9 protein-coding genes are annotated in these 11,643 nt (G+C 66.6%); 8 read left to right on the top strand and 1 reads right to left on the bottom strand.

What is annotated here, in order from left to right; genetic code table 11:
* Nucleotides 1–736: 736 nt before the first annotated feature.
* The 3 genes from GC150_00895 to GC150_00885 all read left to right on the top strand — a co-directional run bounded on the left by GC150_00895 (nucleotide 737) and on the right by GC150_00885 (nucleotide 3,900).
* Complete coding sequence (locus GC150_00895; GenBank protein ID MBI1383456.1) at nucleotides 737–2,041, top strand: hypothetical protein; 1,305 nt, start codon at nucleotides 737–739, stop codon at nucleotides 2,039–2,041.
* 156 nt (nucleotides 2,042–2,197) lie between these two features.
* A complete protein-coding gene (locus GC150_00890) occupies nucleotides 2,198–2,965 on the top strand; it encodes a tfuA protein (protein ID MBI1383455.1) in 768 nt (255 codons plus the stop codon).
* An 8-nt stretch (nucleotides 2,966–2,973) separates the two neighbouring features.
* On the top strand, nucleotides 2,974–3,900 hold the full coding sequence (locus GC150_00885) for an EamA family transporter (GenBank protein MBI1383454.1): 927 nt from the start codon (nucleotides 2,974–2,976) through the stop codon (nucleotides 3,898–3,900).
* Here the strand turns inward: GC150_00885 and GC150_00880 are convergent.
* On the bottom strand, nucleotides 3,842–5,050 hold the full coding sequence (locus tag GC150_00880; protein MBI1383453.1) for a helix-turn-helix domain-containing protein: 1,209 nt from the start codon (nucleotides 5,048–5,050) through the stop codon (nucleotides 3,842–3,844). The two genes, GC150_00885 and GC150_00880, sit on opposite strands and share 59 nt — an antisense overlap.
* On the opposite strand from GC150_00880, the gene GC150_00875 reads away from it, so the two are divergent.
* The 5 genes from GC150_00875 to caiD are packed head-to-tail and all read left to right on the top strand — an operon-like array spanning nucleotide 5,028 to nucleotide 11,594.
* The gene (locus tag GC150_00875) at nucleotides 5,028–5,924 is read left to right on the top strand and encodes a 3-keto-5-aminohexanoate cleavage protein (protein ID MBI1383452.1); all 897 of its coding nucleotides are present in this window, start codon (nucleotides 5,028–5,030) and stop codon (nucleotides 5,922–5,924) included. The genes GC150_00880 and GC150_00875 overlap by 23 nt on opposite strands.
* 44 nt (nucleotides 5,925–5,968) lie before the next feature.
* Nucleotides 5,969–7,459: a carnitine 3-dehydrogenase gene (locus GC150_00870; protein MBI1383451.1), complete on the top strand. Its 1,491-nt coding sequence runs from the start codon at nucleotides 5,969–5,971 to the stop codon at nucleotides 7,457–7,459.
* Nucleotides 7,460–7,502: 43 nt separating this feature from the next.
* Nucleotides 7,503–8,666, top strand: a complete 1,164-nt coding sequence (locus GC150_00865) for an acyl-CoA dehydrogenase (protein MBI1383450.1) — start codon at nucleotides 7,503–7,505, stop codon at nucleotides 8,664–8,666.
* Nucleotides 8,667–10,781: a CoA-binding protein gene (locus tag GC150_00860; GenBank protein MBI1383449.1), complete on the top strand. Its 2,115-nt coding sequence runs from the start codon at nucleotides 8,667–8,669 to the stop codon at nucleotides 10,779–10,781.
* 27 nt (nucleotides 10,782–10,808) lie between these two features.
* Nucleotides 10,809–11,594, top strand: coding sequence for a crotonobetainyl-CoA hydratase (caiD, locus tag GC150_00855; GenBank protein ID MBI1383448.1), 786 nt, complete (start codon nucleotides 10,809–10,811; stop codon nucleotides 11,592–11,594).
* Nucleotides 11,595–11,643: the final 49 nt, after the last annotated feature.

Below are 11,643 nucleotides of genomic sequence, written 5' to 3'. Positions count from 1 at the left end.
TTCGTTCCGGTCCGCGACGGTCGACAATCGATCTCTCCTCACGGTCGAAACGCTTGCGCTGCTCAGGTGAGAAGGAAAATATAGACGAAGAATCAATTGTTTAGAACAGATTGAAATTTTCGATGCCAAGCGCTCGCTCGCATGTGCGGCGGATTGTCCCCGCACCCTGCCGATTGAACGCGACACCCGAACCCATGTCGCAAAATTCGTCGGCGGATGCAGCCGATCGGTTCGGCATGCCCGCTTGAAGGAGGATCAATCGCGCAGGGATAATGCGAGAGGGTCGAGGTCGCGGGGTTTAACGATTCCGCTAGTTTTGGTCCCGGATGAATGGATGGATTAAATCCCGGATGAATGGAACGTTTGAATTCGACTTGAATATCAAAGGGCGATTCGGATTAGTCCCGGGTGATAACAATGACCGATCGAAGCGGCCTCCAGCGCGCGCTTGAAAGCCCGTGACGATCGATCGCAGGACTGTTCGGGGCTGAGGGTTCCCGGCGGTTCTTGAGTATAGGGAGATCGTCGGAGCCCCCGCCCGACGGACCGCCCGACAGGACCGGATCGGGGCGGTCGCTGTCGATCCGACCATCGTTACCCACCCGGTCGGCTGAAGTGGAGGCAGTCCCGTGGTGTCACAGGGCGCAAAGAGCTCATGCCCTCGCGTTTCGGCGCTCCATGTCGCCGACGCGAACGATGACCATTGCCTTCACAGCCGCTACTGGAGCCCCGCCTCGTGATGGATGACGCCGCTCCCGGACCCCGCCTCGCGACCGCCCCCGCCGGGACCACAACACACTTGATCCACCCGGCCGCCCTCGAGCCCGGGGCCCGCCACGCTTACGATGGCACGTTCCGCTCGCGCCCGCCCGGCGAAACACTGGATCGCGTGATGCCGCTCCTGCCGCGTTACGGGATCACCCGGGTAGCCAACATCACAGGGCTCGACAGGATCGGGCTGCCCGTCGTCAATGTGGTGCGCCCGCTGTCGCGCTCCGTCAGCGTTTCCACCGGCAAGGGGGTGTCGCTCGAAGCCGCCAAGGTCTCGGGGATCATGGAGTCGATCGAGGCCCACCATGCCGAGAACCTGCGCCTGCCCGTTCACCGCACGACAGTGGCCACCGTCGCCCGCCTCGGCCGCCCCGTCGACCTCACGCGCCTGCCCATGCGCGACGATGCCCCGCCGCTCGACGAGGCTCCGCTCGCCTGGGTCGAGGGCTTCGACATCCTCGGGCAAACGCCGCGCCTCTTGCCGCTCGAAACCGTTACCAACGACTTCACGATCGGGGTGGATCGCGGACCCGAGGGGATTTTTTTCAAGGGCTCGAACGGTCTGGCATCCGGCAACAACGTCCTCGAGGCGATCACGCATGCGCTCTATGAGATCATCGAGCGCGATGCCATCACACTGTTTCATTACCACTTCGGTCGTGTGCGCGCCTTTCCCCGCCTCGACCTCGACCATCCCTGTCTCGATGGCCCCCGTGCCCTGATCGAGCGCATCCATTCGCTCGGCATGGAAGTCCATCTCTGGGACATCACCAGCGACGTCGGCGTGCCATGCGCCTATTGCATGATCTGGGAGGGACTCGCCGCGTCGCGCTCGAAGGCGCGCGCCACCATCGGTTCAGGTTGTCATGCCAGTCCGTCCATCGCCATGTCACGCGCCATAACGGAGGCCGCCCAGGACCGGCTCACCCTGATCGCCGGCGCCCGTGACGATCTCCTCGCCCGCAACTATGTGATCGACGGCGATTTCGCCGATCGCATTCGCGAGAGCCTCGAGATCGACACGCGCCCCCCGGTCGCCCCCTCATGGCCCGCGGATCCGTGCACCCCGACCTACGACGCCGAATTGCGCCGCGTCTGCGCGAACCTTGCGGCCGTCGGGATCGAGGAAGCTGTCGCGGTGGACCTCGGCTGGCCCGAGCATCCCGATATTTCCGTCGCCAAGGTCGTTGTTCCGGGCCTCGAACCGCCCCATGACGATGTCGGTTACCAACCGGGGCCACGCGTGCTCGCTCCACTCGGCATCGGATGAAGCGGCGCACACCGTTCGCGATCGACGGCGGGACCACCAGGCATTTGACCACGTTCGAGGTTGCGTGCAGGATCGCAACCGTTCCGAAGGGGGACCGACCGCGGGTGCCTGACCAGTCTTCTGCCGCAGGCCGCCGTATCGAGAGGAGCTGAATGGATGATCGTCGTTTTTGCCGGCCCCACCCTCTCGGCGTGCGACCTCTCGCGCTGGCCGTCATTGGAGTTTCGCCCCCCCGCCGCGGCCGGGGATGTTGCCACCGCGGTTGCAGACGGCGCACGCCACATCGCGATCATCGACGGCTTCTTCGAGACCACCCGTGCGGTCTGGCACAAGGAGATCGTCTGGGCCATGGAGCGTGGCGCGAGGGTCTACGGCGCATCCAGCATGGGCGCTCTGCGTGCCGCCGAGCTCCACGCCCTCGGCATGGAAGGTGTCGGCCGCATCTTCGCCGACTACCGCGACCTGGTTCATGAGGACGACGACGAGGTGGCGCTGATCCATGGCCCCGCCGAGGCCGGCTACATGCCGCTGTCCGAGGCGATGGTGAACATTCGCCACGCCTGCGAACTGGCGCTCACGGCCGGCCGGCTAACCTCTGAAGAGGCAAGCGTGATCGTCGCGACGGCAAAGTCCCTCGACTACAAGGAACGCACCTGCGAGGCCGTCGTCGCGGCCCTCGAAGGTGCCGGCAACGAGGGCAACGACCTAGGCCAGCGCTTCGCCGCCTGGTGGTCGGGCGGCGATTTCGACCTGAAGCGCAAGGATGGCATCGCCCTGCTCGACCGCCTTTCGGCCTGCGCCGCCGGCGCGACGACGGACGGGGGAAACGATCCCGGCGATGGCATCGCCCGGGCCGCGCGCCCGCCCGTCCCCCTCACGGCCCAGTTCGTTGGTCTCCTCGCCGAGCGTGGCATCACACCGTGAAGGGACAATTGTCCTCCGATCCGCTCCTGGGCGCTGGCCTCTACACGATCGCCATCGCCCTCCTCGCTGCGATGGATGCGCTTGCCAAGCATCTCGTTGCGACCTTCGATTTCGCGCAGATCGTGTTCTTTCGCGGCGCCTTCGCGCTTTTGCCCGTCCTCGCCTTCATCCTCGCGACGCGGCGGCGTTTCGTCCTCTCGACCTCCAGTCCGGCCATGCAACTCGCGCGCATCGCGACGGCGGCGATCGCCACCGCCTTATTTTTCATCTCCCTCAAGTATCTCATCCTGGCCAAGGCGGCCGCCATCACGCTGCTGGCTCCCGTGCTCATGACCATCAGTGCAGGGCTCCTCGGTATGGAGAAAATAGGCCTGAGGCAGGCTGGGCTCGTCGCCCTCGGCCTCGTCGGAGGTCTGCTCATCGTCTCGCCATGGAGCCTCGACTGGCACGATACCTCGGCTCTAGGCATCCTGCTCGCACTTGGCGCAACGGTCTTTTATTGCGCGGCGATGCTGATGACCCGCGAGCTTGCGGCACGCGGCGAGTCGGACACCATGCTGCTCGCAACGCCCCTCGGCATGTCCCTCCTCGCACTGCCTGTTGCCTTGCCCGCTTGGGATATCGGCTGGCAGGACGAGTGGCTCGCCTTTACGGGTGTTGGTCTCCTCGGCGGCGCCGCCACCATTCTCATCATCCAGGCATGCCGTTTTGCGTCGATCGGCGTACTAGCGCCGTTCGACTACTCGATTTTCCTCTTTTCCGCGGCGATCGGCTACCTCGTCTGGTCCGAGCGGCCCGAGGACCACACATGGCTCGGCGTAGCCGTCATCGCCTTCGCCATGGTTCTGGTTCGCAAGCGCCGCCAGCCACTTGCCGTCAGTCCCGAAGGCGGCGACCTGCAATCGCCTCTCCCGGCCGATCCGCCGCGCCGCTGACCGTTCGCCGCGCGGCCCCAGGCGTTTCGCCGAACTGCCGTCGGAAGGCACGTGCGAACGCCGCGCTGGAGGAAAAGCCTGAGCGGTCGGCGATTTCAGTGACGCTCAACCGCGAGTGCTGCAACAGGCGGCGGGCATGCCCGAGCCGCAGATCGAGATAGTAGGCGTTGATCGATGTCGCCAGCGCACGGCGGAACGCAACCTCGAGCGTGCGCCGCGCCACCCCCACCCGGCGCGCGATCGCCTCGACGCCGATCGGCGCGGCGAGTGTCCGTTCCATGATCCGGATCGCCTCCGCCACCTCCGGCGCATCGAGCGCCAGCCGCCCGACCGGCACCAGCGGTTGCGGCTCGCCGGCCCGCATGCGGTGGTCGTAGATGAACGCGTTGGCGACCATCAGCGAGAGGTTGAGACCATGGTTGGCGGCGATGAGGTCGAGCGCCATCTCGAGGGCCGGTGTCGCGCCACCCGTCGTGATCCGCCCCCGGTCGACGACGTAGCGATCCGGCACGACCTCGACCTCCGGGTGCGACGCCGCGAACGAGGCCAGATCCTCCCAGTGCGTGGTCGCTCGATAGCCGTCGAGCAACCCCGCCGCCGCCAGCACCCAGGCACCCGAATCGATACCGCCGAGCGTCACCCCTCGGCGCGCCAGCGTCCGCAATCGCCGCGCCAGAGCCGCCGCCTGACGCGCCACCCCGAACGAGGCCACACAGATCACCGCATCCCGCTCGGCCTCGGCGTTGAACTCCCCCTCCACGATCATCTGCATGCCGCTGGAGGAAGCCACGGGTCGCCCGTCCGCCGAAAGCACCCGCCAACGATAGAGCGCCTGACCGGCCGCCCGATTCGCCGCCCGAAGCGGCTCCATGGCCGCCGCCAGCCCGAGAAGCGTGAACTCCTCCAGCAAGAGGAAGTCGAGTCTGAGCGGCGCGGTGCCACCACGAGCCTGAAAGAGCATCGTGCCTCCTCCAACCGTTGCCGGCGCGGCCGCGTGCGTGGCATGTCCGGCGATATGCGGCGTTGCGCAAATTGCATGAGTTTCCACGCAAATTGTGAAGCATGCCGATGCCACCCGCAATAGCATCTCGGCTCGCACCATGCTGAGCAAGAGGAGACGATCCACGATGAACTGGGAGGTCTTCGTCACCTGCGCCGTGACTGGCGCCGGCGCCACCACCGACAAGAGCGACAAGGTTCCGGTCACCCCCGCGGAAATCGCCGCCTCGGCTATCGAGGCCGCCAAGGCGGGCGCCGCCGTCGTCCACCTCCACGTCCGCGATCCCGCAACGGGTGCCGGTTCCCGCTCCGTTGCCCTCTACAAGGAAGCTGTCGACCGCATCCGCTCCTCGGGCGTCGATGCCGTCATCAACCTCACCGCCGGCATGGGCGGCGACCTCGTGCTCGGCTCGCCCGAGCGCCCCCTGCCGCTCAAGGAAAAGGGCACCGACATGGCCGGCGCCGAGGAGCGTCTCGCCCACGTCGCCGAATTGCTCCCCGAGATCTGCACCCTCGACTGCGGCACCATGAACTTCCTCGCCGGTGGCGACTACATCATGGTCAACTCCGTCGACATGCTCCGCGCCATGGCCAAGAGGATCAAGGAACTCGGCGTCAAGCCCGAATGCGAGGTCTTCGACACCGGCCACCTCTGGCAGGTCAAGGACCTGATGCGGGAGGGATTGATCGACTCTCCCGCCCTCATCCAGCTCTGCATGGGCATTCCCTATGGCGCGCCGGCCGACACCAACACGTTCATGGGCATGGTCAACAACCTGCCACCCGGCTCGATCTGGTCCAGCTTTGCCATCGGCCGCATGCAGATGCCCTGGGTTGCCCATTCGGCGCTGGCCGGCGGCAACGTCAGGGTCGGTCTCGAGGACAATATTTACCTCTCGCGCGGCGTGCTCGCAACGAACGGGCAACTCGTCGAGCGCGCCGTGACCATCCTCGAGGCGATGGGCGCGACCGTCATCGGCCCGGCGGATGTTCGCAAGCGCCTCGCTCTCACGAAGCGCGGCTGAGCGCCGCGCGCCGCCAACCCGACGTCAGTCGAACGAGGAAAGAAATGAGCGCAGTGGAAAAGGCCGCCTGCATCGGCGGTGGCGTGATCGGGGCAGCCTGGGCCGCCCGCTTCTCGGCCAACGGCATCGACGTCGTCGTCGTCGACCCTGATCCCGAGGCGCCACGCAAGGTCGACGAGGTGATGCGCCTCGCCCGCCGCGCCCAGTCCAAGCTGACCCTCGCCCCGCTCGGTCGGCAAGGCAGTGTTCGGGTCACGACCGACCTTGCCGAGGCTCTCGCTGGCGCGCAGTTCATCCAGGAGGCCGCGCCCGAGCGTATCGAATTGAAAAGGCGCCTTTTTGCCGACATCGAGGCGCTCGTTCCGCAGGACGTCGTGATCGCCTCCTCGACCTCCGGCTACAAGCCGAGCGATCTCCAGGAAGGCATGCGCAATCCGGAACGGCTCCTCGTCGGCCACCCCTTTAATCCGGTTTATCTCCTTCCTTTGGTCGAGATCGTGCCGAGCCCCGCAACGGCCCTCGCCGTGACCGCGACCGCGAAATCGTTCTATGCCTCGCTCGGAATGCATCCCCTGGTCGTGCGCAAGGAAATCGACGCCTTCATCGCCGACCGCCTCATGGAGGCCCTTTGGCGCGAGGCCCTCTGGCTCGTTCACGACGACATCGCGACGGCCGCCGAGATCGACGACGCTATCCGCTATGGTTGCGGCCTCCGCTGGGCCCAGATGGGCACCTTCCAGGTCTTCAACATCGCCGGTGGCGAGGCGGGCATGCGCCATTTCATGGCGCAGTTCGGCCCCGCGCTCAAATGGCCGTGGACCAAGCTCATGGACACGCCCGAGATGACGGACGAACTGGTCGAGAAGATCGCCGTCCAGTGCGAGGAACAGGCCGCCGGTCTTTCCATCCGCGAGCTCGAGCGCATCCGTGACGACAACCTCATTGCCATCATGCAGTCGCTCCGCCAGAACCGTTGGGGCGCCGGCAGGACGCTCTCCGAGTACGAGGCGAGCCTCCTCGCTCGCACGCATGCCTCGGCTCCCGACGCCGGCAGTCACGACCTCTCCCGCCCTTTGCGCCTCTACGAGGACCAGGTGCGACCCGAGTGGACCGACTACAACAACCACATGAACGAGAGCCGCTATCTCGAAACCTTCACGAACGCCACCGACGCCATGATGCACTTCGTCGGCGCAGACGACAGCTACATCGCCGCTGGACGGAGCTATTTCACGGGCGAAACCCATATCATCCACAAGGACGAGGTGCAGGCCCTCGAGCCGATCTACGTCACCACCCAGGTCCTCGGTGCGGATGACAAACGCATGCACCTCTTCCACAGGCTCTACAACGGGCGCAACGACACCCTGCTGGCCACCGGCGAGCACATGCTGCTGCACGTCGATCTGAAGGCGCGCCGGGTGACACCGGCCGCACCCGAAGTCGAAGCAAGGCTGCGTGCCGTCGCCGAGGCTCACGCCGCCCTCCCCCGTCCGGCCGAGGCCGGTCGCCACGTCGGCGCGCCGCGCGCCTGATTTCCATTTGCCCGCGACCGGGTGCGCCAGGAGGGTCCGACCGATGCACTTCGCCTTGACCGAGGAGCAGGAGATGATCGTCGCCACGACGCGTGGCTTCGTCGAAAAGGAACTTTATCCGCACGAGGACGAAATCGAGCGGACCGGCGTCCTGCGTCCCGAGTTGCGCGATGAACTGCGCGCCAAGGCCATGGCCGCCGGCCTCTATGCCGCCAACATGCCCGAAAGCGTCGGCGGCGCCGGCCTCGACACCCTCACCTGGGTCCTTTACGAGCGCGAACTCGGCCGCGCCAACTATGCACTGCACTGGTGCTGTGTGTTCCGTCCCTCCAACATCCTCATGGCCTGTGAGGGCGAGCAGCGCGAGCGTTACCTGCTGCCGGCGGTGCGTGGCGAGAAAACCGATTGCCTTGCCATGACCGAGCCCGACCACGGCTCGGACCTGCGCGGCATGAAGACGTTTGCGCGCGCCGACGGGGACGATTTCGTCGTCAATGGCGTCAAGCATTTCATCAGCCACGCCGACGAGGCGAGTTTCGTCGTCCTGTTCGCGGCAACCGGCGAGGAGACAACGCCCCGCGGACCGAAAAAACTGATCACCGCTTTCCTCGTCGACAAGGGCCACCCCGGCTTCACCGTCCGCCCCGGCTACCGCAACGTCTCCCATCGCGGCTACACCAATTGCATCCTCGAGTTCACCGATTGCCGGTTGCCAAAGAGCCAGGTCCTCGGCGAGGTGCACAAGGGCTTCGAAGTCGCGAACCAGTGGCTGGGCGCGACCCGCCTCCAGGTCGCGGCCACTTGCCTCGGTCGCGCCGACCGTGCCCTCGGCCATGCCGTCGATTGGGCCGCCAACCGGCGCCAGTTCGGCCAGCAGATCGGCAAGTTCCAGGGCGTGTCGTTCAAGCTCGCCGACATGGCCATGGAATTGAGGGCCGCCGAACTCCTCACCTTCGAGGCGGCGTGGAAATTCGACCACGGCACCGTGCGCGACGAGGACATGGCGATGGCCAAGCTCAAGGCGACCGAGGTGCTCGCCATGGTCGCCGACGAGGCCATCCAGATCCACGGCGGCATGGGCCTCATGTCGGACCTGCCTCTGGAGCGCATCTGGCGCGACGCGCGCGTCGAGCGCATCTGGGAAGGAACGAGCGAAATCCAGCGCCATATCATCTCGCGTGCCCTTTTGCGTCCTCTCGGAGCCTAGATGAGCACCACCGCACCCCCCCGACCGACGGGCCCTGGCCGCCGCGACTTCTCCCGCCTGCTCGCCCCGCGCAGCATCGCCGTCCTCGGCGGCCGCTGGGCCGAACGCGTCGTCAAGCGTTGCCTTGCAACCGGCTTCAGGGGCAACCTCTGGCCGGTGACGCCGACGCGGACCGAAATGTGCGGCCTGCCGACGTTTCCCGATCTGGCCGCCCTTCCCGCTGCGCCGGACGCCGCTTTCGTCGCCGTCAACCGTCACGAAAGCGTGCGCGTGATCGGCGACCTGGCGGCAATGGGTGCGGGCGGTGCGGTCTGCTTCGCCTCCGGCTTCGCCGAGACCGGACCGGACGGAAAGGCCCTGCAGGACAGGCTGTCGGCCGCGGCCGGCCCGATGCCCTTCCTCGGCCCGAACTGTTACGGGCTCATCAACTACATCGACAATGCTCTCCTCTGGCCCGACGAGCACGGCGGCGCCCCCCTCGAGCGGGGAGTTGCCCTCCTCCTGCAATCCGGCAACATCGCCTGCAACGTGACGATGAACCGCCGCAGCCTTCCGATCGCGTATGTCTGCGCCATGGGCAATCAGGCCAACGTCGCCATGCCCGACATGATCGAGGCACTCGCTGAGACCGGCCGCGTCACGGCGATCGGCCTCTTGATGGAGGGATTAGGCGATCCGACGCGCCTTTCCGAAGCGACCGCCGCTGCCCATCGGCTCGGCGTGCCGGTCATCGCCCTCAAGGCCGGGCGAAGCGCCGCCGGCTCCGACATCGCCATGACGCACACCGGCTCCATGGCCGGAAGCGACGATGTGATGGACCTCCTCCTCGAGCGGATCGGCATTGCCCGCGTCGACAATCTCGCCGTCTATCTCGAGGCCATGAAATTGCTCCATGTCTTCGGGCCGCTTCCCGCCAACCGCATCTGCACCATGAGCTGTTCCGGCGGCGAGGCCCTCCTCGTTGCCGACGCCGCGCGCCATCACGACGTGCAGGTCGCCGATTTCACTCCCGAGGACCACGCCCGCATCCGCCCGACCCTCCACGACCTCGTCCACCTCGGCAATCCGTTCGACTATCACACCTTCGACTGGGGCGACCGCACACGCCTCGAGGCGACCTTTACCGCCGTCATGCGCTCTTCCTTCGACATGACCGCCCTCATCAACGACCCGCCGCGCCGCGACCGCTGCGATCCTGCCGATTGGGACGTCGCGACCGAAGCCTTCGCCGCCGCCGCCGCCACGACTGGCGCTCGAGCGGCCGTTATTGCAACGCTCGGCGAAAGCATCCCGGAGCTCCAGGGCGCCGCCCTCCTCGCTCGGGGGATTGCCCCCCTCATCGACATCGACGCCGCCCTCGCCGCAATCGCGATCGCAGCGAAAGCCGGCCGCGAACGCCCGCCCTACTCCCCCCTCGGCGCGCGCGCAACGGCCGGCCACGACCCCGACGCCTCCGGTCGGCCGCTCGATGAGCCCGCCTCCAAGACGGCACTTGCCGAATTTGGCCTCCCGGTACCTTCGTCTCGCGTCTGCAGAACGCAGTCCGAGGCGGTTGCCGCCGCCCTCGACATCGGCTTTCCCGTTGCCCTCAAGGTCGTCGGCGCTGAATTTCTCCACAAGACGGAAATTGGCGGGGTCCGCCTCGGGCTCGGCGACGAGGCATCGGTACGTGGCTCCGCCGCCGACCTCCTTGCCCTCTCCGACCGCATCCTGGTCGAGCGTATGGCGCCGCGCCCAGTGGCGGAACTCATCGTGGGCGTCAATCGTGATCCAATCGCCGGACTCGTTCTGCTCCTCGGTGCCGGCGGCGTGTTCGCCGAACTGCTGAACGACAAGACCCTGCTGCTCCTGCCCACGACACGCGAGGAGATTTCGGCAGGTCTGGCCCGCTTGCGGATTTCCCGCCTCCTCGAGGGCTGGCGCGGCGGAGCGCGCGGCGACACTGAGGCCGCGATCGATGCAATCCTGGCGGTCGCGCGATATGCCGAGGCAAACGCCTCGAGCCTCGTTGCCATCGACGTCAATCCGTTGATGGTCCTGCCCGAAGGGCGCGGCGCGCTCGCCGTCGATGCCGTCGTCATCCACGACCGCGAGCCGACCGCCACCCGAACCTGACCAATCCCGAGCCTCAAGGAGCCGCCGATGACCGACACCCCCGTCCGCACCACCCGCAACGGCCACGTCCTCGAAGTCACCATCGACCGCCCCAAGGCGAACGCGATCAGCTACGCGACCAGCCGCCTCATGGGCGAAATCTTCCGCGACTTCAGGGACGATCCCGATTTGCGCGTAGCCATCGTCACCGGGGCGGGCGAGAAATTCTTTTCCGCCGGCTGGGACCTCAAGGAAGCCGCGGCCATGGAGGGTTACGAATCCGACTACGGCATCGGCGGATTCGGGGGCATGCAGGAATTGCCCAACCTGAACAAGCCGATCATCGCGGCCGTCAACGGCATGGCTGTTGGCGGCGGCTTCGAGATCGCGCTCTCGGCTGATCTCATCATCGCCGCCGAACATGCGAGCTTCGCACTTCCCGAGATTCGTGCCGGCACGCTCGCCGATGCCGCCACGATAAAGCTCCCGAAACGCATCCCCTACCACACGGCGATGGACCTCCTCCTCACCGGACGCTGGATGGACGCAGCCGAGGCCCACCGCCTCGGGCTCGTCAAGGAGATCGTACCGGCCGGCGAGTTGATGGCGAAGGCACGCGAACTGGCCTCCCTCCTCGCTTCCGGTCCTCCGCTGGTCTATGCGGCACTGAAGGAGGTCGTTCGCGAGGCCGAGGGACGCAGCTTCCACGAGGCCATCCGCATGACGGCGGACGGGTCCCTCGCCACCTGCCGCACCCTCTATCAAAGCGAGGATCAGAAGGAAGGCCAGCGCGCCTTCGCGGAAAGGCGTGACCCCGTCTGGAAGGGGCGCTGACAAGCGGCGCCATCGCCGGCGCTTTTCCGTGCCTGCGGGGTGACCGGGC

It is taken from the genome of Hyphomicrobiales bacterium, from assembly GCA_016125495.1.
GTDB lineage: Bacteria > Pseudomonadota > Alphaproteobacteria > Rhizobiales > RI-29 > RI-29.
Note: the sequence above shows the minus strand (reverse complement) of the source record. Positions and strands in the feature narration are given on the sequence as shown.

What these genes read in the sequence shown, in the direction of transcription:
- caiD (MBI1383448.1), top strand. Translation starts at nt 10,809, where the DNA reads ATGACCGACACCCCCGTCCGCACCACCCGCAACGGCCACGTCCTCGAA.
- GC150_00875 (MBI1383452.1), top strand. Translation starts at nt 5,028, where the DNA reads ATGAACTGGGAGGTCTTCGTCACCTGCGCCGTGACTGGCGCCGGCGCC.
- GC150_00860 (MBI1383449.1), top strand. Translation starts at nt 8,667, where the DNA reads ATGAGCACCACCGCACCCCCCCGACCGACGGGCCCTGGCCGCCGCGAC.
- GC150_00890 (MBI1383455.1), top strand. Translation starts at nt 2,198, where the DNA reads ATGATCGTCGTTTTTGCCGGCCCCACCCTCTCGGCGTGCGACCTCTCG.
- GC150_00865 (MBI1383450.1), top strand. Translation starts at nt 7,503, where the DNA reads ATGCACTTCGCCTTGACCGAGGAGCAGGAGATGATCGTCGCCACGACG.
- GC150_00870 (MBI1383451.1), top strand. Translation starts at nt 5,969, where the DNA reads ATGAGCGCAGTGGAAAAGGCCGCCTGCATCGGCGGTGGCGTGATCGGG.